Origin of the sequence: Streptomyces sp. CB02056, assembly GCF_001905545.1 — a bacterium.
In the GTDB taxonomy this organism is placed as follows: Bacteria; Actinomycetota; Actinomycetes; order Streptomycetales; family Streptomycetaceae; genus Kitasatospora.
In genome coordinates this window covers 111,156-130,237 of the sequence record NZ_LIPD01000008.1, presented here as the reverse complement: position 1 = coordinate 130,237, position 19,082 = coordinate 111,156, and the positions used below count along the sequence as shown (strand labels likewise).

General features: G+C 71.1%; 17 protein-coding genes. 10 read left to right on the top strand and 7 right to left on the bottom strand.

The window, feature by feature from the left end; genetic code table 11:
- The first annotated feature begins 41 nt into the window (after positions 1-41).
- On the top strand, positions 42-1,061 hold the full coding sequence (locus AMK13_RS22860; protein WP_074003921.1) for a YihY/virulence factor BrkB family protein: 1,020 nt from the start codon (positions 42-44) through the stop codon (positions 1,059-1,061).
- 27 nt (positions 1,062-1,088) lie between these two features.
- Here AMK13_RS22860 and AMK13_RS22855 read toward each other — a convergent pair whose 3' ends face one another.
- Positions 1,089-2,276 carry a D-alanyl-D-alanine carboxypeptidase family protein gene (locus AMK13_RS22855; RefSeq protein ID WP_241853002.1) on the bottom strand — a complete coding sequence of 396 codons (1,188 nt, stop codon included), beginning with the start codon at positions 2,274-2,276 and terminating at the stop codon, positions 1,089-1,091.
- Positions 2,277-2,412: 136 nt separating this feature from the next.
- Between AMK13_RS22855 and AMK13_RS41155 the strand changes: the two genes are divergently transcribed.
- Positions 2,413-2,670 carry an SCO4848 family membrane protein gene (locus tag AMK13_RS41155; RefSeq protein ID WP_049649180.1) on the top strand — a complete coding sequence of 86 codons (258 nt, stop codon included), beginning with the start codon at positions 2,413-2,415 and terminating at the stop codon, positions 2,668-2,670.
- Positions 2,671-2,760: 90 nt separating this feature from the next.
- Positions 2,761-4,371 (top strand): hypothetical protein, encoded by a 1,611-nt coding sequence (locus AMK13_RS22850; RefSeq protein WP_143204608.1) that lies wholly within the window; start codon positions 2,761-2,763, stop codon positions 4,369-4,371.
- A 75-nt stretch (positions 4,372-4,446) separates the two neighbouring features.
- On the opposite strand, the gene AMK13_RS22845 is transcribed toward AMK13_RS22850, so the two are convergent.
- The 6 genes from AMK13_RS22845 to AMK13_RS22820 form a co-directional block, all read right to left on the bottom strand.
- Entirely contained in the window at positions 4,447-5,220 is a 774-nt protein-coding gene (locus AMK13_RS22845; RefSeq protein ID WP_049649181.1) for a succinate dehydrogenase iron-sulfur subunit, read from the bottom strand.
- Positions 5,220-6,962: a succinate dehydrogenase flavoprotein subunit gene (sdhA, locus tag AMK13_RS22840; RefSeq protein WP_049649182.1), complete on the bottom strand. Its 1,743-nt coding sequence runs from the start codon at positions 6,960-6,962 to the stop codon at positions 5,220-5,222. The genes AMK13_RS22845 and sdhA overlap by 1 nt, the downstream gene beginning before the upstream one ends.
- 51 nt (positions 6,963-7,013) lie before the next feature.
- On the bottom strand, positions 7,014-7,505 hold the full coding sequence (gene sdhD / locus AMK13_RS22835; RefSeq protein WP_049649183.1) for a succinate dehydrogenase, hydrophobic membrane anchor protein: 492 nt from the start codon (positions 7,503-7,505) through the stop codon (positions 7,014-7,016).
- 8 nt (positions 7,506-7,513) lie between these two features.
- On the bottom strand, positions 7,514-7,894 hold the full coding sequence (gene sdhC, locus AMK13_RS22830) for a succinate dehydrogenase, cytochrome b556 subunit (RefSeq protein WP_074003919.1): 381 nt from the start codon (positions 7,892-7,894) through the stop codon (positions 7,514-7,516).
- 327 nt (positions 7,895-8,221) lie between these two features.
- On the bottom strand, positions 8,222-8,707 hold the full coding sequence (locus AMK13_RS22825; RefSeq protein ID WP_049649185.1) for a 2-oxo-4-hydroxy-4-carboxy-5-ureidoimidazoline decarboxylase: 486 nt from the start codon (positions 8,705-8,707) through the stop codon (positions 8,222-8,224).
- 280 nt (positions 8,708-8,987) lie between these two features.
- Positions 8,988-9,743, bottom strand: a complete 756-nt coding sequence (locus tag AMK13_RS22820) for an SDR family oxidoreductase (RefSeq protein ID WP_074003918.1) — start codon at positions 9,741-9,743, stop codon at positions 8,988-8,990.
- 136 nt (positions 9,744-9,879) lie between these two features.
- Between AMK13_RS22820 and AMK13_RS22815 the strand changes: the two genes are divergently transcribed.
- The 7 genes from AMK13_RS22815 to AMK13_RS45055 all read left to right on the top strand — a co-directional run bounded on the left by AMK13_RS22815 (position 9,880) and on the right by AMK13_RS45055 (position 18,987).
- Complete coding sequence (locus AMK13_RS22815; RefSeq protein WP_074003917.1) at positions 9,880-11,469, top strand: acyl-CoA mutase large subunit family protein; 1,590 nt, start codon at positions 9,880-9,882, stop codon at positions 11,467-11,469.
- Between the two features lie 213 nt (positions 11,470-11,682).
- Positions 11,683-12,936 carry an amidohydrolase gene (locus AMK13_RS22810; protein ID WP_079272373.1) on the top strand — a complete coding sequence of 418 codons (1,254 nt, stop codon included), beginning with the start codon at positions 11,683-11,685 and terminating at the stop codon, positions 12,934-12,936.
- A gap of 276 nt (positions 12,937-13,212) precedes the next feature.
- Positions 13,213-14,277, top strand: a complete 1,065-nt coding sequence (locus AMK13_RS22805; RefSeq protein WP_074003916.1) for a BMP family lipoprotein — start codon at positions 13,213-13,215, stop codon at positions 14,275-14,277.
- A 296-nt stretch (positions 14,278-14,573) separates the two neighbouring features.
- Positions 14,574-16,154, top strand: a complete 1,581-nt coding sequence (locus AMK13_RS22800) for an ABC transporter ATP-binding protein (RefSeq protein ID WP_079272372.1) — start codon at positions 14,574-14,576, stop codon at positions 16,152-16,154.
- Between the two features lie 3 nt (positions 16,155-16,157).
- Positions 16,158-17,318 (top strand): ABC transporter permease, encoded by a 1,161-nt coding sequence (locus AMK13_RS22795; protein WP_074003915.1) that lies wholly within the window; start codon positions 16,158-16,160, stop codon positions 17,316-17,318.
- Complete coding sequence (locus tag AMK13_RS45060; RefSeq protein WP_074003914.1) at positions 17,315-18,580, top strand: ABC transporter permease; 1,266 nt, start codon at positions 17,315-17,317, stop codon at positions 18,578-18,580. Before AMK13_RS22795 ends, AMK13_RS45060 begins: the two co-directional genes overlap by 4 nt.
- Positions 18,577-18,987 (top strand): cytidine deaminase, encoded by a 411-nt coding sequence (locus tag AMK13_RS45055; protein WP_049649192.1) that lies wholly within the window; start codon positions 18,577-18,579, stop codon positions 18,985-18,987. Before AMK13_RS45060 ends, AMK13_RS45055 begins: the two co-directional genes overlap by 4 nt.
- Positions 18,988-19,082 lie beyond the last annotated feature (95 nt).

Below are 19,082 nucleotides of genomic sequence, written 5' to 3'. Positions count from 1 at the left end.
ACTGACGCCCGTTCGGGGGACGGACCGGCTATAACCGGTAGGTGGACTTCCTGACCCGCCTGCCGGTCGTCGGCCCGCTCGTGGCCCGGGTGCTGCGCAGCCGCCCGTACCGGGTGTACGAGTACTTCTCCGCCGCCCGGGGCAACCGGCTGGCCGGCGCCGTCACCTTCTTCGGCTTCCTCGCGCTCTTCCCGCTGCTCACGGTGGGCCTGGCGGTCGCCGCCGCGACGCTGAGCGACAGCCGGGTCCACGAGCTGCAGGAGCACATCTCCGACCAGCTGCCGGGGCTCTCGGACGCGCTCAACCTGCCCGCCCTGGTGGCCAACGCGGGCACCGTCGGACTGGTCGGCGGGGCGCTGCTGCTGGTCTCCGGCCTCGGCTGGGTGGACACCATGCGCACCTCGATCCGCGACCTGTGGCAGCTGCCCCAGGAGGAGGGCAACCCGGTCCTGCGCAAGGGGTGGGACGTGGCGGTGCTGGCCGGCCTCGGCCTGGTGTCGCTGTTCTCGCTGGCCACCTCCGCCGCCGGCACCACGCTCGCCGGCCGGATCGCCGACGCGATCGGCCTCAACAGCGGGTACCTGCTGACCGCGGTCGGCGTGCTGATCGCCATAGCGTGCGACATGCTGCTCTTCGCCTACCTGCTGGCGCCCTTCCCCGGGATCACCGACCAGCGCCGGCGGGACCTGGTGCAGGCCGCGCTGATCGGCTCGGTCGGCTTCGAACTGCTGAAGCTGCTGCTCGCCTCCTACCTGGGCTCGGTCGCCGGACGGAGCCTGTACGGGGCGTTCGCCACCCCGGTGGCGCTGCTGCTGTGGATCAACTTCGTCTCCCGGCTGCTGATGTACTGCGTGGCCTGGACGGCGACGGCCGACCCGGTGGCCGCCCGGGACCGGACCAGGGCGCACGGGCGGGCGCTGCTGGAGGCGGCCGACGAGGCGGAGGCGGCGGCGGAGGCGGACGCGGCGGAGCGGGCCGCCCGGGCCGAGCAGCGGAAGAAGGAGAAGGAGCAGGAGAACGGGGAGGGCGAGGGCGAGGGGAGGGCCCGGCCCCGGGACTGAGGCCGAGCCCTCCCACCCGTCGGCGGGTCAGCCGGCGGAGCGGCGCCGCAGCAGCACCAGCGAGCCGTACCCGGCCGCGGCCCCGGCCAGCACCACGGCCGACCAGCCGCCGAGGCCGAGCCCGCCGCGCGTGCCCATCGCCGCCGTCGGGGCGGTGGTGGCCGCGGGGTGCGGCGGCGGTGCGGGCGTGCCCTCGGCGCCGCCGGCCTGGCCGGTCGGTTCGGCGCCGGCGGGCGGGAGCTCGTCGACCAGCCTGCCGACCGGCTGGACCTTGCCGGCCGCGGCGAAGCCCCAGTCCAGCAGGGCGGCCGTCTCGTCGTACACCCGCTGGTAGCCGGCCGGGTGCATCACCGTCACCAGCAGGGTGCGGCCGTCGCGCTCGGCGGCGCCGACGAAGGTCGAGCCGGCGTTGGTGGTGGTGCCGTTCTTCACCCCGATCAGGCCGGGGTACTTGCCCAGCAGCCGGTCGGTGTTGGCGATCCCGAAACTGCCGCGCTGGCCGGTGTTCCGGTCGACGGCGCCCGGGAACATCGCGTCCCGGGTGGCGCAGTACGTCCGGAAGTCCGCGTTGCGCAGGCCGGCCCGGGCGAACAGCGACAGGTCGTAGGCCGAGGAGACCTGGCCGTCCATGTCGTAGCCGTCCGGGGAGATCACCCTGGTGTCCCGGGCCTGGAGCGCGTCGGCGCGCGCCTGCATCTCGGTGACGGTCTGCTGGACGCCGCCGTTCATGTGCGACAGGACGTGCACCGCGTCGTTGCCGGAGCTCAGGAACACCCCGCGCCACAGGTCCTCGACCCGGTAGTCCAGGTTCTCCTTGATGCCGACCAGGCTGCTGCCGGGGCCGATCCCCTGGATCTCCTCGTCGGCCACCCGGTGCACCGCGTTGCGGTCGAACTTGGGCAGCACGGTGTCCGCGAAGAGGATCTTCAGGGTGCTCGCCGGGGGCAGCCGCAGGTGCGGGTTGCTGGCCGCCAGCACGTCGCCCGACGCCGCGTCGGAGACTATCCAGGACTGGCCGGTGAGGTCGGAGGGCAGCGGCGGGGCACCCGCCATCGGGGCGACCTGGACCCCGGGGAGCCCGAGCCGCTCGCCGCCGACCGCGGCCGACGGGGGCGGCTGCTGCGGGGTCGCGCCCGCCGGGGCGGCGAGCAGGACCGGGAGGGCCGCGGTGACCGCGGCGCACAGGCGCGCGAACGTGAGTCGGGGTGTGGGCACCAGCTGACCGTACCCACTCGGGGCTCCCGCTGCCCTCCCCCCGGAGCCCGTCCTCCGCAGGAGGGGCCCGCCGTACGCCGATCGGCGGCCCGCGCATACTGGGGACGCACACCGCCTTCACAAGCCGAGGACCCCCATGAAGCTCAGCCGTCGCACCTCCTGGTTCCTGACCGCCTTCGGGGTCTGGTCGATCATCATCTGGACGACCTTCGTGAAGAACCTCTGGAAGGACTCCGGCGGCCAGGCGTTCACCAACGGCGACCACTCCCAGCCCACCGCCTTCTTCTGGGTCCACCTCCTCCTCGCCGTCACCTCCTTCGCCCTCGGCATCGCGGTCGGCGCCATCGGCCTGCGCGGCCTGCGCGCCACCCGCCGCACCCCGGCCACCGACTGAAAATCCCCGTTGCCTCGGTCGGACCCCACTGGCAAGATCCTCACGGCTCGCACAGAAGAGCTACAGGACGACACCAGGGGTGGGGATTCGATGAGGAACACGTACGTGCGCAGACTCGGCGGGGTGGCCGCGGCCGCCGTGGCCGCGGGTCTGCTGACCACGCCCACGGCGGCCGTGGCCGACACGGCGCCGGCCGTCCTCGGCACCAGCCAGGGTGGCGACTACCGCAGCGAGGCCTGCGACTCGACCACCGCTCCGGGCTGGGTCGGCTGGACCAACTACGGCCCGACGCTCACCGCGAACGTCGCCGGCACCGGCGCCCGGTTCGCCGTCAGGGACGAGACCACGGGCACCGACCCGGTGTTCACCGACGAGGCCCAGGCCTACGCCCAGCAGGCCAAGACCGTGGTCCGCGGTCTGGTGGACGGGCACAGCTACGCCTGGCACGCCTGGGCCCTCCAGGGTCAGCAGGCCTCCGCCCCGTCGGCGGACTGCCGCTTCACGCTGGACACCACCCCGCCGACCGCCACGGTCTCCTCGCCGGACTTCCCGGACGGCGGTCCAGCCACCAAGTACGCGGGCCAGAAGGCGACCTTCGTCATCAAGACCGCCGACCAGGCCCCGACCGGTGGCGCGGGCTCCGGCGTCGCCTGTGTCCGGTACGGCTTCGACTACCTCGGCGTGGGCGGCTGCGACTCGCGGAACGCGGTCAAGCCGGCCGCCGACGGGACGGTGACGCTCGACCTCAAGGTCCTGCGGTGGGGCACCAACACGCTCAACGTCCAGGTGCTGGACAACGTGAGCAACGTCGCCAACGCGTCCTTCACCTTCTACGCCCCCTCGAACCCCAACCCGCCGAAGACCTTCGGCGACGTCGACGGGGACGGTGTTGCGGACATCCTGCTGCCCGACGCGCAGGGCAATCTGCAGTACATCGGCGTGAACGCGTCCGACACCACCCCCAACGCGACGATCCGGGCGCTCGCCTCGCCCGATCACAACGGCTGGGCGTCGTACCAGGTCATCCACCGCGGCTGGTCGAACGACCACGCGCCGTCCTCGGACGACCTCTTCCTCTACCAGCCCGGGTCGGACTACCTCTACCTGTACCGGAACTCCGACTACGGATCGTTCTCCGGGAGCATGATCGGCGCCAGGCGTCCGAGCACCTGCGTGGACGGGGCGGGCGCGCAGACGGCGTGCCCGGCGGACTTCGCCGACGACTGGTCGAAGGCGGAGCAGATCGTCGCGTTCGGCCCGGCGGCCGGCGGCTTCGGTCCGTCGCTGGTGACGCTGGAGGACGGCAACCTCTGGCTGCACGCCGGAGGCGACTTCGCGTACGGCTGGGCGAAGGCCCGCAAGCTCACCACCACCGGCGACTGGGCCGGCTACGACCTGATCGCCCCCGGTCCGGACGCGGCCGGGAACCTCGCCCTCTGGGCGCGCGACCGGGCCACCGGCGAGCTGCACGCGTACCCGGTCCCGAAGCAGGCCGACGGCAGCTTCGACTACTCCGCCCTCGCCGACCCGAAGGCGGACGTCGTGGCCACCGGCTTCACCACCGCCGCCTACCCGACGCTCGGCAGCTCGGGCGACGGTGACGGGGACGGCAAGCCCGACCTGTGGGCCGTCACCCCCGACCGGCACCTGGTGACCTTCAGCGGCTGGTCCGCGCCGAAGGACCTCGGCGCCCTGCGCTGACCCGGCACGACGGAACGGCGGAGGCCCCCGCCCGATCCGAGGATCGGGCGGGGGCCTCCGGTGTGGCGGGTGGGATCAGAAGCGGCGGGTCACCAGGGCCCGCTTCACTTCCTGGATCGCCTTGGTGACCTCGATGCCGCGCGGGCAGGCCTCCGAGCAGTTGAAGGTGGTGCGGCAGCGCCACACGCCCTCACGGTCGTTGAGGATCTCCAGGCGCTGCTCGGCACCCTCGTCGCGCGAGTCGAAGATGAAGCGGTGCGCGTTGACGATGGCGGCCGGGCCGAAGTACTGGCCGTCGTTCCAGAACACCGGGCAGGACGACGTGCACGCGGCGCACAGGATGCACTTGGTGGTGTCGTCGAAGCGCTCGCGGTCCTCGGCGGACTGCAGGCGCTCGCGGGTCGGCTCGTTCCCCTTGGTGATGAGGAACGGCATGACGTCCTTGTACGCCTGGAAGAACGGGTCCATGTCCACGACCAGGTCCTTGAGGACCGTGAGGCCCTTGATGGCCTCGATCGTGATCGGCTTCTCCGGGTTGACGTCCTTGATCAGGGTCTTGCACGCCAGCCGGTTGCGGCCGTTGATCCGCATGGCGTCGGAGCCGCAGATGCCGTGGGCGCAGGAACGGCGGTAGGTGAGGGTGCCGTCCTGCTCCCACTTGATCTTGTTGAGCGCGTCGAGGATGCGCTCCTTCGGGTCCATCGTCAGCTGGTAGTCGACCCACACCGGGTCCGGGTGCTCCTCCGGGTTGAACCGGCGGATCCGGACGGTGACGGTGATCGGCTGGACGGCACCGGCTTCGACCGCGTCCAGAGCGGCCGAGTGCTTCTCCACGGTCGGAGTGCTCATCAGTACTTACGCTCCATCGGCTGGTAGCGGGTCGTGACGACCGGCTTGTAGTCGAGGCGGATGGAGGTGCTGCCGTCGGCGGCGACCTCCTGGTACGCCATGGTGTGCTGCATGAACTTCACGTCGTCACGGGTCGGGAAGTCCTCGCGGTAGTGGCCGCCGCGGGACTCCTCGCGGGCCAGCGCGGAGACGGCCAGCACCTCGGCCAGGTCGAGCAGGTTGCCCAGCTCGACGGCCTCCAGGAGGTCCGTGTTGTAGCGGAAGCCCTTGTCCTGGATGGAGACGTTCTTGTAGCGCTCCTTCAGCGCGGCGATGTCCTCGACCGCCTGCTTCAGGGTGGCGCCGGTGCGGTACACCATGGCGTTGGTGTCCATGGTCTCCTGCAGCTCCTTGCGGATCTGCCCCACGGACTCGGTGCCGGTGCCCTCGCGCAGGCCGTCGACCAGGGCCTGGACCTTCTCGGCCGGGTTCTCGGGCAGCTCGACGAAGCCGTTCGCGTTGGCGTAGTCGGCGGCGGCGATGCCCGCGCGGCGGCCGAACACGTTGATGTCCAGCAGCGAGTTGGTGCCCAGGCGGTTGGCGCCGTGCACGGACACGCAGGCGACCTCGCCGGCCGCGTACAGGCCCGGGACGATGTCGGTGTTGTTGCGCAGGACCTCACCCTCGACGTTGGTCGGGATGCCGCCCATGGCGTAGTGCGCGGTGGGCTGGATCGGGATCGGGTCCGTGTAGGGCTCGATGCCGAGGTAGGTGCGCGCGAACTCGGTGATGTCCGGCAGCTTGGCGTCCAGCTGCTCCGGCGGCAGGTGGGTCAGGTCCAGGTAGACGTGGTCGCCGTCCGGACCGCAGCCGCGGCCTTCGCGGATCTCGGTGTAGATCGCGCGGGAGCAGACGTCACGGGACGCGAGGTCCTTCATGACGGGGGCGTAGCGCTCCATGAAGCGCTCGCCGTCCTTGTTGCGCAGGATGCCGCCCTCGCCGCGGGCGCCCTCGGTGAGCAGGATGCCCATGCGCCAGATGCCCGTCGGGTGGAACTGGAAGAACTCCATGTCCTCCAGCGGCAGGCCGCGGCGGTAGACCAGGGCCTGGCCGTCACCGGTGAGGGTGTGGGCGTTGGAGGAGACCTTGAAGAACTTGCCGGTGCCGCCGGAGGCGAACACGACCGACTTGGCCTGGAAGACGTGGATCTCGCCGGTGGCCAGCTCGTACGCGACGACGCCGGCCGTCTTGCCCTCGTTGATCAGCAGGTCGAGGACGTAGTACTCGTTGAAGAACTCGACGCCGTGCTTGACGCAGTTCTGGAACAGCGTCTGGAGGATCATGTGGCCGGTGCGGTCGGCCGCGTAGCACGAGCGGCGGACCGGGGCCTCGCCGTGGTTGCGGGAGTGGCCGCCGAAGCGGCGCTGGTCGATCCGGCCCTGCTCGGTGCGGGAGAAGGGAAGACCCATCTTCTCCAGGTCGAGGACGGCGTCGATGGCCTCCTTGCACATGATCTCGGCGGCGTCCTGGTCGACCAGGTAGTCACCACCCTTGACCGTGTCGAAGGTGTGCCACTCCCAGTTGTCCTCCTCGACGTTGGCCAGGGCGGCGCACATGCCGCCCTGGGCCGCGCCGGTGTGGGACCGGGTCGGGTAGAGCTTGGTCAGGACGGCGGTGCGGCTGCGCTGCGTCGACTCGATGGCCGCGCGCATGCCGGCGCCGCCGGCGCCGACGATGACGGTGTCGTACTGGTGAATCTGCATGGGGGGTTAACTCGCCTCTGGCCTCTGCCGATGGTCGATGGTGCTCGCGGCTCAGATGTTGGGGTCGAAGGTGAAGATCACCAGGGTGCCGAGCAGCACGGTGAAGACCGTGGCGGTACCCATGAGCCCCTTGAGCCAGAGCCGGGTCGAGTCCTTCTCGGCATAGTCGTTGATGACCTGACGCATGCCGTTGGCGCCGTGCAGCATGGCGAGCCAGAGCATCAGGAGGTCCCAGCCCTGCCAGAACGGCGAGGCCCAGCGGCCGGCCACGAAGGCGAAGCCGATCTTGGAGACGCCGCCGTCGAGCACCAGCATGATCAGCAGGTGGCCGAGGATCAGCACGACCAGAACGACACCGGACAGGCGCATGAAGAGCCAGGCCAGCATCTCGAAGTTGGTGCGGGTGCGACGCGGGGTCTTCGTGGTCCGCTTGCGCGGAGGCTCGATGACGAACGCGTCGGCCGGGTTGCCGGTGCCCAGTCCCTTGCCGGTGTGCGCCTGCTTCGAGGGGACGACGATGGCGTCGGAGTATTCCGTGGACATGTCTCGGCTCACTTCCCGAACCAGGAGATCAGCGTGTGCTGGAGGATCCCGTAGAAGGAACCGGCCATCAGGACGACCCAGACGCCGACGACGCTCCAGAGCATCTGCTTCTGGTACTTCGGGCCCTTCGACCAGAAGTCCACTGCGACGACGCGCAGGCCGTTCAGGGCGTGGAACAGGATGGCGGCCACCAGGCCGTACTCCATCAGGTTCACGAGCGGAGTCTTGTACGTCTGGATGACGGTGTCGTAGGACTCCGGCGACACTCGCACGAGGGCGGTGTCGAGGACGTGGGCGAACAGGAAGAAGAAGATGAGGACGCCGGTGACTCGATGAGCCACCCAGCTCCACATGCCTTCCCGGCCGCGGTACAGCGTTCCAGCCGGCACGGAAAAACCCTCCGGAAGCGATTGGGGGCTCGGCCGGCTTCGGTGTCGGTCAGCCCGGCCGGGTACGGTCCACCGGCCGCCAGCATCCTATCGACGCCTTGTCGTGAACCGCCTCCGGGGGCCCCAGGTGTGATCAATCAGGCACTTCTGGCCTAGTGGGGCGGGAACCAAACCCGGAGTCATCACGATGGGTGACGGCATGCTCGCGCCCCGCGTCGGTGGGCGCGGGGCGCGGCGGTCGGATCCGGCGGCGGGGTCGGTTCACTCGTCCGGGCGGTTTCGTGATCGTTGTCACCCGGCAGGGTGAAGAGGGGGCGTGATGCGGGCTCAGCGCGCCGCGGTCTCCGGGTGGGTGGCGACCAGGTGCTCCAGTCGGGTGAGGGCGATCCGGCGGAGTTCGTCGGACGCGATCAGCCGCTCCTCGTCCGGGTCGTTGGCGAGGCGGGTGCGGATCGAGGAGAGCACGGTGTCGAGCATCTCCTCCGGGGCGACCCCTTCCAGGCAGACCACGAAGACGTGGCCGAACCGGGCCTCGTACGCGGCGTGCGCCGCCCGCAGCGCGGTGTGGGCGGCCTGGCTGCCGGGAGCCCGCATGCCGAGCAGCGGCTGCGGCATCCAGCTCTCGTCCGCCAGGGCCTCGGTGAGGTCGGCCGGTCGGAGGTCGTAGGAGGCCTCGCTGGCGGCGGCCAGCAGGGACTCGATGTCGGGGTAGGGCCGGTGCGCGGTCAGGCGCAGGGCCCAGCGGTGGCTGCCGCAGCAGGCCAGGAGGGCCTCCTCGGCGGCGCCGGCGTCGGCTTCGTTGAAGCGGTGCAGCCCGAGGAGGGTCGGCTCTGTTCTGACGTCGAGCCGCTGTGACGGGATGTCGCTGGCCAGCGGGTCCTCCTCGTGAGGGCGGGAAGGTGCCGGTGGAACGGGGTGGTGCGCAGGTGGGATGGGGGCTGCCGAGGGGCGCGCGAGCGCCGGTCGTTCAGCGCCTCAAAGGTAGTTGAGCGGTCATCAGTTGGGGAGGGCGCGCGCCGAATTCATCCGGACGAGCTATCAAGTTGTGACGTTGACACCTGCACGTCAGCGCCCTCCCCGCCCGTTCCCGGGCTCAGTCGCGGTGGACCTTGTGGTTGGCGGCCTGCGCCCTCGGGCGGACCACCAGCAGGTCGATGTTCACGTGCGAGGGCCGGGTGACCGCCCACGCCACGGTGTCCGCGATGTCCTCCGAGGTGAGCGGCTCGGCCACGCCCGCGTACACCGCGGCGGCCTTCTCCTCGTCGCCGCGGAAGCGGGTGACCGCGAAGCCCTCGGACTTCACCATGCCGGGGGCGATCTCGATCACCCGGATCGGCTCCCCGCACAGCTCCAGCCGCAGCGTGGCGGCGATGGTGTGCGCGGCGTGCTTGGCGGCGACGTACCCGCCGCCGCCCTCGTACGCGGCCAGCGCGGCGGTCGAGGAGAGCACCAGGACCGTGCCGTCGCCGGTCGCCCGCAGGGCCGGCAGCAGGGCCTGGGTCACCTGCAGCACGCCGAGCACGTTCACCTCGTACATGGCCCGCCAGTCGGCCGGGTCGCCGTGCTCGACGGTCTCGGCGCCGATCGCGCCGCCGGCGTTGTTCACCAGGACGTCCACCCGGCCGACGGCGGCCGCGAAGGCGTCCACCGCGGCCCGGTCGGTGACGTCCAGGGTGACGGCCCGGGCGGAGCCGCCCCGCTCGGCGATCTCCTTGGCCAGCGCCTCGACGCGCTCGGTGCGGCGGGCGGTCAGCACCACGTCGAAGCCCTCGGCGGCCAGCCGGCGGGCGGTCGCCGCGCCGATTCCGCTGCTGGCACCGGTGACCACGGCCACCTTCTGCTCGGTCATTGCCACTCCCTGGGGCTCGTCGGTCGTTCACCCGATCATCTCAACCGCGCCGGCGCTCCGGCGGGCCGGTCGCCTCCCGCACGGCGGGGAGCCCGATAGTGCGAGGACCCCGTTCCCCCAGCCCCGGAGGGCCCCCATGGCAGCCGCGCCGCGCCGCGCCGAGTCCGGCTTCGAGATCGAGCCGGTGTACGGCCCCGGGTCGCCGGCCGGCTGGGACCCCGCCGCCCGGCTGGGCCGGCCGGGGGAGTACCCCTTCACCCGGGGCGTCTACCCGACGATGTACACCGGCCGCCCGTGGACGATGCGCCAGTACGCGGGCTTCGGCACCGCCGCCGAGTCCAACGCCCGCTACCGGCAGCTGATCGCGGGCGGCGGCACCGGCCTCTCGGTCGCCTTCGACCTGCCCACCCAGATGGGCTACGACTCGGACGCGCCGCTCGCCGCCGGGGAGGTCGGCCGGGTGGGCGTCGCCGTGGACAGCGTCGAGGACATGGCGGTGCTGTTCGACGGCATCCCGCTCGGCGGGGTGTCCACCTCGATGACCGTCAACGCGCCCGCCGCGCTGCTCCTGCTCCTCTACCAACTGGTCGGCGAGGCCCAGGGGGTGGCGCCGTCGGCGCTCACCGGGACGGTCCAGAACGACGTGTTGAAGGAGTACATCGCCCGCGGCACCTACATCTTCCCGCCGGAGCCCTCGCTGCGGCTGGCCGCCGACGTGTTCCGCTACTGCCGGGCCGAGGTCCCGCGCTGGAACACCATCTCGATCTCCGGCTACCACATGGCCGAGGCCGGGGCCGATCCCGCGCAGGAGGTCGCCTTCACCCTGGCCAACGGCATCGCCTACGTCCGCACCGCGCTCGCCGCCGGGATGGCCGTGGACGACTTCGCCCCCCGGCTCTCGTTCTTCTTCGTGGCCCGCACGACCCTGTTGGAGGAAGTGGCCAAGTTCCGCGCCGCACGCAGGATTTGGGCCAGAATCATGCGGGACGGATTCGGCGCCCGGGACCCGCGCTCGCAGATGCTGCGCTTCCACACCCAGACCGCGGGGGTGCAGCTCACCGCCCAGCAGCCCGAGGTCAACCTGGCCAGGGTCACCGTCCAGGCGCTCGCCGCGGTGCTCGGCGGCACCCAGTCGCTGCACACCAACGGCTTCGACGAGGCGATCGCGCTGCCCACCGAGAAGGCCGCCCGGCTCGCCCTGCGCACCCAGCAGGTGCTCGCGTACGAGACCGACGTGACGGCCACCGTCGACCCGTTCGCCGGCTCCTACGCCGTCGAGTCGCTCACCGACGGGGTGGAGGCCGCCGCGCGGGCGCTGATGGACCGGATCGAGGAGCAGGGCGGCGCGGTGGCCGCGATCGAACGCGGTTACCAGAAGGGCGAGATCGAGCGCACCGCCTACCGGCTCCAGCAGGAGACCGACTCCGGGGAGCGGACCGTGGTCGGGGTCAACCGCTTCCGGTCGGACACGGAGGAGCCGTACCAGCCGCTGCGGGTGGACCCGGCGATCGAGGAGCGGCAGGCGCGGCGACTGGCCCGGCTGCGGGCCGAGCGCTCGGCCGGCGCCGTCACCCGGGCGCTGGACGGGCTGCGCCGCACCGCCGAGGGGACGGGGAACGTGCTGTACCCGATGAAGGAGGCGCTGGCCGCCCGGGCCACCGTCGGCGAGGTGTGCGACGCGCTGCGCGGGGTGTGGGGGACGTACGCCCCGGTGGAGCGCTTCTGACCACCAGCTGAACGGCCGTCAACCCGCCGGTGCCGTCAGGGGGGTTGGCGGCCGTGACCGCCGGCCCGGGGGATCGTTGCACAGGGCACGCAACCCGGGGAAGGCGGCTGAAACAAGATGTCATACCCACGTGTCCGGCCGGTATGCGCCCATCCGGGGACTAGTTTTCCGGAAGTCGGGCCAAATCCCCCCAACAGGCCTACGATTGGGGAGATGAACCGTCCTGAGCCCGCTCAGTCGGGCGCCACTCTGGCCGCCGTACGCCCCGCCGCCGATCTGCGCGACCGGGTCCGGGCGCTGGAGCCCGAGCTGATCGCCTTCCGTCGTGATCTGCACCGGCACCCGGAGCTGGGCCGCCAGGAGTTCCGAACCACCGGGCTGCTGCGCGACCGTCTGGTGGCCGCCGGCCTCGAACCCCGGGTGCTGCCCGGCGGCACCGGCATGCTCGTCGACATCGTCCCGCCCGGCACCACGCCGGGGACGGAGTTCCTGGCCTTCCGCGCCGACATCGACGCGCTGCCGATCGACGACGCCAAGACCGATGTGCCGTACCGCTCCACCGTCCCCGGCCGGGCCCACGCCTGCGGCCACGACGTGCACACCTCGGTGGTGCTCGGCACCGGCCTGGTGCTGGCGGAGGCCGTCCGCACCGGCGAGCTGCGCCGGCCCGTCCGGCTGGTGTTCCAGCCCGCCGAGGAGGTCATGCCGGGCGGCGCGCTGGACGTGATCAAGGCCGGCGGGATGGCGGGCGTCGGGCGGATCTTCGCGGTGCACTGCGACCCCAAGGTGGAGGTCGGCCGGATCGCCCTGCGGGTCGGGGCGATCACCTCGGCCTGCGACCGCCTGGTGCTCCACCTGGACGGCCCCGGCGGGCACACCGCCCGTCCGCACCTGACCACCGATCTGGTCACCGCGGTCGCCAGGATGGCCGCCGACCTCCCGGGCGCGCTGGCCCGCCGGATGGACCCGCGCTGGGGCGTCAGCCTGGTCTGGGGGCGGATCGCCTCCGGCTCCGCGCCCAACGTCATCCCGCAGCACGCCGAACTGGAGGGCACCGTCCGCTGCCTGGAGCTGGACGGCTGGCGCGAGGCGCCGGACCTGCTGCACGAGCTGATCGCCAAGGTGTCCGAGACCTACCGGGCCAAGTGGACGCTGGACTACCACCGCGGGGTGCCGCCGGTGGTCAACGAGGCGGTCTCGGTCGCGCGGTTGGACGAGGCGATGAACGCCCGCTTCGGCGCGGACGGGGCCCAGGTGGTCGAGGGAACCGAGCAGAGCCTGGGCGGCGAGGACTTCTCCTGGTACCTGGAGCACGCCCCGGGCGCGCTGGCCCGGCTCGGTGTCCGGGCGCCCGGCGACGCCACCGTCCGGGACCTCCACCAGGGCCGGTTCGACGTGGACGAGCGGGCGATCGGCATCGGGGTGGAGCTGTTCTCGGCGCTGGCCCTGGAGGCGGACGGCAGCTGACGGCGGGCCGGGCGCGGCGGAGCGGGGTGACGGTTCCGGGGGCGGCGCGGGTGAAGCGGAACGGTCGGATCCGGGGGGTCCGGAACGGTTCCGTAAACTGGGCCGCACCGACCTCGGATCACCGTCCGCGCATGGGATAGAGCCTCAGGAAGAACATCAGACCACGGTTTGATAACAACCCGAACGCTCTGGCACCCCGTAACACAACCGTGTTCTACGCGCGTTACGGTGGCGACCGACCACGCCAAACGGTTGCGTGTAGAAGGAGATATCCCCTTGCGCCGTTCAATGAAGCTCGCCGCGGTTGTGCTCTCGGGTTCCCTGGGCATGGCCTCGCTCGCCGCTTGCGGCGCAAAGAGCACCGACAACTCCTCCTCCGCCGGCTCGGGCGACGGTTCGCTCAAGGTCGGCATGGCCTACGACATCGGCGGCCGCGGCGACCAGTCGTTCAACGACTCCGCCGCCCGTGGCCTCGACAAGGCCAAGTCCGAGCTGGGCGTCTCCGTGACCGAGGCCGAGGCCAAGCAGGGCGAGGCCGAGGCCGACAAGGAGACCCGTCTCAAGAACCTGATCGACGCGGGCTACAAGACGATCGTCGCGGTCGGCTTCGTCTACCAGCCGGCCGTCAACAAGGTCGCCAAGGACAACCCGAACGTGAAGTTCGCGATCATCGACTCGAACGACAAGGACCAGCCGGCCAACGTCACCTCGCTGCTCTTCGCCGAGCAGGAGGGTTCGTACCTGGCCGGTGTCGCCGCCGCGAACAAGTCGAAGGCCAAGCACGTCGGCTTCATCGGCGGTGTGCAGTCCGAGCTGATCAAGAAGTTCGAGGCCGGTTACAAGGCGGGTGTGAAGTCCGTCGACCCGAACATCACGGTCGAGACCACCTACCTGAGCACCCCGCCGGACTTCACCGGCTTCGCCTCGCCCGACAAGGGCAAGGAGTCCGCCCAGGGCCAGCTCGACAAGGGCGCGGACGTCATCTACACCGCCGCCGGCTCCTCCGGCAACGGCGCCATCGAGGCCGTCGCCAACAAGCAGGGCGCCTGGGCCATCGGCGTCGACTCCGACCAGGCCAGCCAGCCGGCCCTGGCGAAGTACAAGAACAGCATCCTGACCTCGATGGTCAAGAACGTCGACACCGCGGTGTTCTCGTACGTCCAGTCGGTCAAGCAGGGCCAGACCCCGACCGGCATCAAGCTGTTCGACCTGAAGGCCGACGGCGTCTCGCTCGCCACCACCGGCGGCAAGATCGACGACATCCAGGACAAGCTGAAGGCCGCCGCCGACGCGATCAAGTCCGGCGCCACCACGATCCCGACCGCGCCGGCCGGCCAGTAAGGCCCGCGCGTCCCGGACGCCGCAGCGCCTGCCGCCTGCCCGGCAGCGCGACGCAACACGACACAGTTCACGGGAGGGGCCCGGCAGGGTGCGCTCAACGCGTACCCCCGGGCCCTGTTCCGTCTCCCCATGTTCCCCCTTGGCCCTCCCAGCGCAACGACGCGCCTCCAGACCACCAGGAGATCGCCATCACCGCATCCGACCCCGTCCCCCCGCGCGAGGACGGCACCCCCAGCGCGGGGACGGCGACACCGGCCGTCGAGCTGCGCGGCATCACCAAGCGCTTCCCGGGTGTCGTGGCCAACCACGACATCAACCTGACCGTCCGCACCGGCACCGTGCACGCCCTGATGGGTGAGAACGGCGCCGGCAAGTCGACGCTGATGAAGATCCTCTACGGCATGCAGAAGCCGGACGAGGGCACCATCGCGATCAACGGCGAGCTGTGCGAGTTCCACACCCCCGGTGACGCCATCTCCCGCGGCATCGGCATGGTGCACCAGCACTTCATGCTCGCCGACAACCTCACGGTGTGGGAGAACGTCGTCCTCGGCGGCGAGAAGCTCCACGGCATCGGCGCCAAGGCGAAGGCGAAGATCAAGGAGATCTCCGACCAGTACGGCCTGGGCGTGCGCCCGGACGCCCTGGTCGAGGACCTCGGCGTCGCCGACCGCCAGCGCGTCGAGATCCTCAAGGTGCTGTACCGCGGCGCCAAGATCCTGATCCTGGACGAGCCCACGGCCGTGCTCGTCCCGCAGGAGGTCGACGCGCTGTTCGACAACCTGCGGGACCTCAAGTCCGAGGGCGTCACCGTCATCTTCATCTCGCACAAGCTGCACGAGGTGCTCGCGGTGGCCGACGCGATCAGCGTCATCCGGCGCGGTACCACGGTCGGCGACGCCGACCCGAAGGCCGTCACCGCCCGCCAGCTCGCCGAGCTGATGGTCGGCGCCGAGCTGCCCTCCCCGGAGAGCCGCGAGTCGACCGTCACCGACACCGTGATGCTCGACGTCGAGGGCCTGCGGATCGCCAAGACCGACGCCGAGGGCATCGAGCGCGTCGTCCTGGACGACATCTCGCTGCGCATCCGCAAGGGCGAGATCCTCGGCATCGCCGGTGTCGAGGGCAACGGCCAGGCCGAGCTGGTCGAGGCCGTCATGGGCATGCTGCCGCTGAACGCCGGCACCGTCACCCTGGACGGCAAGGACCTCTCCGGCACCCTGACCCGGGCCCGCCGCGAGGCCGGCATCGGCTACATCCCCGAGGACCGCCACAAGCACGGCCTGCTGCTGGAGGCCCCGCTCTGGGAGAACCGCATCCTCGGCCACGTCACCGAGGCGCCCAACTCCAAGGGCCTGCTGCTGGACCCGGCCGCCGCCCGGACGGACACCTGGCGGATCGTCGAGGAGTACGACGTCCGCACCCCCGGCATCGAGGTCACCGCGGCCTCGCTCTCCGGCGGCAACCAGCAGAAGCTGATCATCGGCCGCGAGATGAGCCACCAGCCCAAGCTCCTGATCGCCGCCCACCCCACCCGTGGCGTGGACGTCGGCGCGCAGGCGCAGATCTGGGAGCACATCCGGGTCGCCCAGCGGGCCGGCCTGGCCGTCCTGCTGATCTCCGCGGACCTGGACGAGCTGATCGGCCTGTCCGACACCATCCGGGTCATCTACCGCGGCCGCCTGGTCGCCGACGCCGACCCGGCCACCGTCACCGCCGAGGACCTCGGTACCGCGATGACCGGTGCCGCCAGCGGCCACCTGGAGTCCGAGCCGGAGGCCGTCGCCGAGGCGCAGGCCGTCGCGGCCGAGGGCACCGAGGCCGAGGCCGGGCACCAGCCCACCGACACCGCCGACGACCCGCAGGCGGGGGAGTAACCCATGACCAGTCCCAATCCCGCAGCCGCGAAGCCCGGCCTGGCCCAGCGGTTCAGCGGTGAGCGGATCGTGCTCGCGCTGGCGGCGCCGGTGCTCGCGGTCCTGCTCTCCGTGGCGATCTGTTCCGTCCTGCTGGCGACCTCGGGCAAGAACCCGTTCGACGCCTGGAACGTGATGCTCACGTACGCCAGCAAGTCGGACGGCCAGGTGGGCATCCTCAACCGGTCCACCACCTACTACCTGGCCGCCGCGGCCGCCGCGTTCGGGTTCCGGATGAACCTGTTCAACATCGGCGTCGAGGGCCAGTACAAGGTCGCGGCGCTGTTCGCGGCCTTCGTCGGCGCCAAGGTGGACCTGCCGGCCTTCATCCAGATCCCGCTGCTGCTGGTCACCGCCATGCTGGTCGGCGGCCTGTACGCGAGCGTCGCCGGTCTGCTGAAGGTCTACCGCGGCGTCAGCGAGGTCATCTCGACCATCATGCTGAACTCGATCGCGACCGCGATCATCGGTCTGCTGCTCGTCCCCGGCATCTTCGCGCCGAAGACCAGCGGCACCACCAACTCGATCCAGACCGAGCCGATCTCGCAGTCCAGCCACTTCTTCGCGATGGAGACGGCCGGCGGGACGCTCTGGGGCTTCATCTTCGTCGCCGCCCTGGTCGGCGTGGTCTTCCAGTTCGTGCTGACCCGCACCCGCTTCGGCTTCGACCTGCGCGCCACCGGCCGCTCGGAGTCCGCCGCGACCGCCTCCGGCGTGAACGTCAAGCGCATGGTGGTCATCTCGATGGTCGTCTCCGGCGCCATCGCCGGTCTGATCGGCCTGCCGGAACTCCTGCAGAACTCGCACTACTTCGGCCAGAGCTTCCAGCCCGGCCTGGGCTTCCTGGGCATCTCGATCGCCCTGCTCGGCCGGAACAGCCCGATCGGCATCGCCTTCGCGGCGCTGCTGTTCGCCTTCCTGGACGTCACCGGCTCGGTGCTGCCGCTCCAGGGCGGCTTCCCCTTCGAGATCGTCGACGTCATGAAGGGCACCATCGTCATCTGCGTCGTCGTCGCGTACGAGCTGGTGCGCCGCTACGGCCTGAAGCGCCAGCAGCAGAAGGTCGGCGCCCAGCTCGCCGCCCAGGCCGCCGCGAACAGTGAGAAGAAGGAGGTGTCCGCATGAGCACGGCTACCGCTGCGCGTGCGAAGGCGCCGGGCGCACCCGCGAAGAAGCGCAAGCTGTCCTGGCCGGTCGTCCTGCTGCTGATCGCGGGCGCCCTGGTGCTGTTCTCCGCCGTGGGCATGGCCACCGGCAACCACTCGCTGACCTCCTCCGGGCAGATCACCGCCGCGCTCGGCGCGGCCGTGCCGATCGGCATGGCCGGTCTGGGCGGTCTCTGGTCCGAGCGGGCCGGCGTGGTCAACATCGGTCTCGAAGGCATGATGGTCGCCGGCACCTTCTGCGGTGCCTGGGCGGGCTACCTGGTCAACCCGTGGGTCGGCCTGCTGGCCGGCATGCTGGGCGGGGCGCTCGGCGGCCTGCTGCACGCGGTCGTCACCGTCACCTTCGGCGTCGACCACATCGTCTCCGGCGTCGGCATCAACCTGCTGATCCCCGGCATCTGCGCGTACGTCAACCGGATCTACTACAAGGACTACGTCTCGGCCGGTGCTGGCCAGAACCAGTCCCCGCCGGCGGACCCGCTGCCGTACATCACCGTCCCGGGCCTGTCCTCCGGGCTGAAGAGCATCGAGAACCACCACTGGTTCCTGGTCTCGGACGTCGCGGGCGTGCTCGGCGGCCTGGTCACCAACATCTCGGTGGTCGTGCTGGTGGCCGGCGCGCTGATCGTGGTCAGCTACTTCGCGCTCTGGCGCACGGTGTTCGGCCTGCGGCTGCGCTCCTGCGGCGAGAACCCGACCGCCGCCGAGTCGCTGGGCGTCAACGTCTACAAGTACAAGTACCTTGCGGTCATCGCCTCCGGTGCCTTCGCCGGCCTCGGCGGGGCGTACCTCTCGCTGGTCGCGGCGCACTTCTACAAGGACGGCCAGACCCTCGGCCGCGGCTTCATCGGCCTCGCCGCGATGATCTTCGGCAACTGGATGCCGGGCGGCCTCGCCATGGGCGCGGGCCTGTTCGGCTTCACCGACAGCCTCCAGCTGCGCGACCCGGAGTCGGTGCACGTGATGATCCTGATCGTGGGCATCGCGATGGTGCTGCTCGCGCTCTGGCACCTGTACCGCCGCAAGTACACCGCGACGGTGGCCTCCTTCGTGGTGGCGGCCGGCCTGATCGCCTGGTACTCGTTCACCGACGAGGTGCAGCGCCCGCTGATCGTCGCCACGCCGTACCTGATCACCCTGGTGGTGCTCTCGCTGGCCGCGCAACGGCTGCGGATGCCGAAGGCGGACGGCCAGATCTACCGCAAGGGCCAGGGCAAGTGACCGCCGACGGGCCCGCGGCGCCGCCCGCGATCGACTGGGAGCTGCTGCGTTCGGCGGCGCGCGAGGCCATGGGCCGCGCGTACGCGCCGTACAGCAGGTTCCCGGTCGGCGCGGCCGCGCTGGTGGACGACGGCCGGGTGGTCACGGGCTGCAACGTCGAGAACGCCTCGTACGGGCTGGGGCTGTGCGCCGAGTGCGGGCTGGTGTCCGCGCTGCACTCCTCCGGCGGCGGCCGGCTGGTCGCCTTCACCTGTGTGGACGGCGCCGGCGAACTGCTGATGCCGTGCGGGCGCTGCCGCCAGCTGCTGTACGAGCACGGCGGGCCGGGGCTGCTGATCGAACTGGCCTCGGGCATCAAGCCGATGAGCGAGGTCCTGCCCGACGCGTTCGGGCCGGAACGGCTCTAGCCTCCCTTTCTGTTACGCGCGTAGAGTGTCGCGAGTGGGCCGGAACCCGGTCATCTCGCGACACTCTTCGCTTTTGAAACCCCTCTTGGAGCACG

Bases quoted from the DNA above. Each gene is read 5' to 3' on its own strand.
- AMK13_RS22795 (WP_074003915.1), top strand. From the start codon at position 16,158: ATGACCAGTCCCAATCCCGCAGCCGCGAAGCCCGGCCTGGCCCAGCGG.
- sdhD (WP_049649183.1), bottom strand. From the start codon at position 7,505: ATGTCCACGGAATACTCCGACGCCATCGTCGTCCCCTCGAAGCAGGCG.
- AMK13_RS22850 (WP_143204608.1), top strand. From the start codon at position 2,761: ATGAGGAACACGTACGTGCGCAGACTCGGCGGGGTGGCCGCGGCCGCC.
- AMK13_RS45060 (WP_074003914.1), top strand. From the start codon at position 17,315: ATGAGCACGGCTACCGCTGCGCGTGCGAAGGCGCCGGGCGCACCCGCG.
- sdhA (WP_049649182.1), bottom strand. From the start codon at position 6,962: ATGCAGATTCACCAGTACGACACCGTCATCGTCGGCGCCGGCGGCGCC.
- AMK13_RS22820 (WP_074003918.1), bottom strand. From the start codon at position 9,743: ATGACCGAGCAGAAGGTGGCCGTGGTCACCGGTGCCAGCAGCGGAATC.
- AMK13_RS22845 (WP_049649181.1), bottom strand. From the start codon at position 5,220: ATGAGCACTCCGACCGTGGAGAAGCACTCGGCCGCTCTGGACGCGGTC.
- AMK13_RS22810 (WP_079272373.1), top strand. From the start codon at position 11,683: ATGAACCGTCCTGAGCCCGCTCAGTCGGGCGCCACTCTGGCCGCCGTA.
- AMK13_RS22815 (WP_074003917.1), top strand. From the start codon at position 9,880: ATGGCAGCCGCGCCGCGCCGCGCCGAGTCCGGCTTCGAGATCGAGCCG.
- AMK13_RS41155 (WP_049649180.1), top strand. From the start codon at position 2,413: ATGAAGCTCAGCCGTCGCACCTCCTGGTTCCTGACCGCCTTCGGGGTC.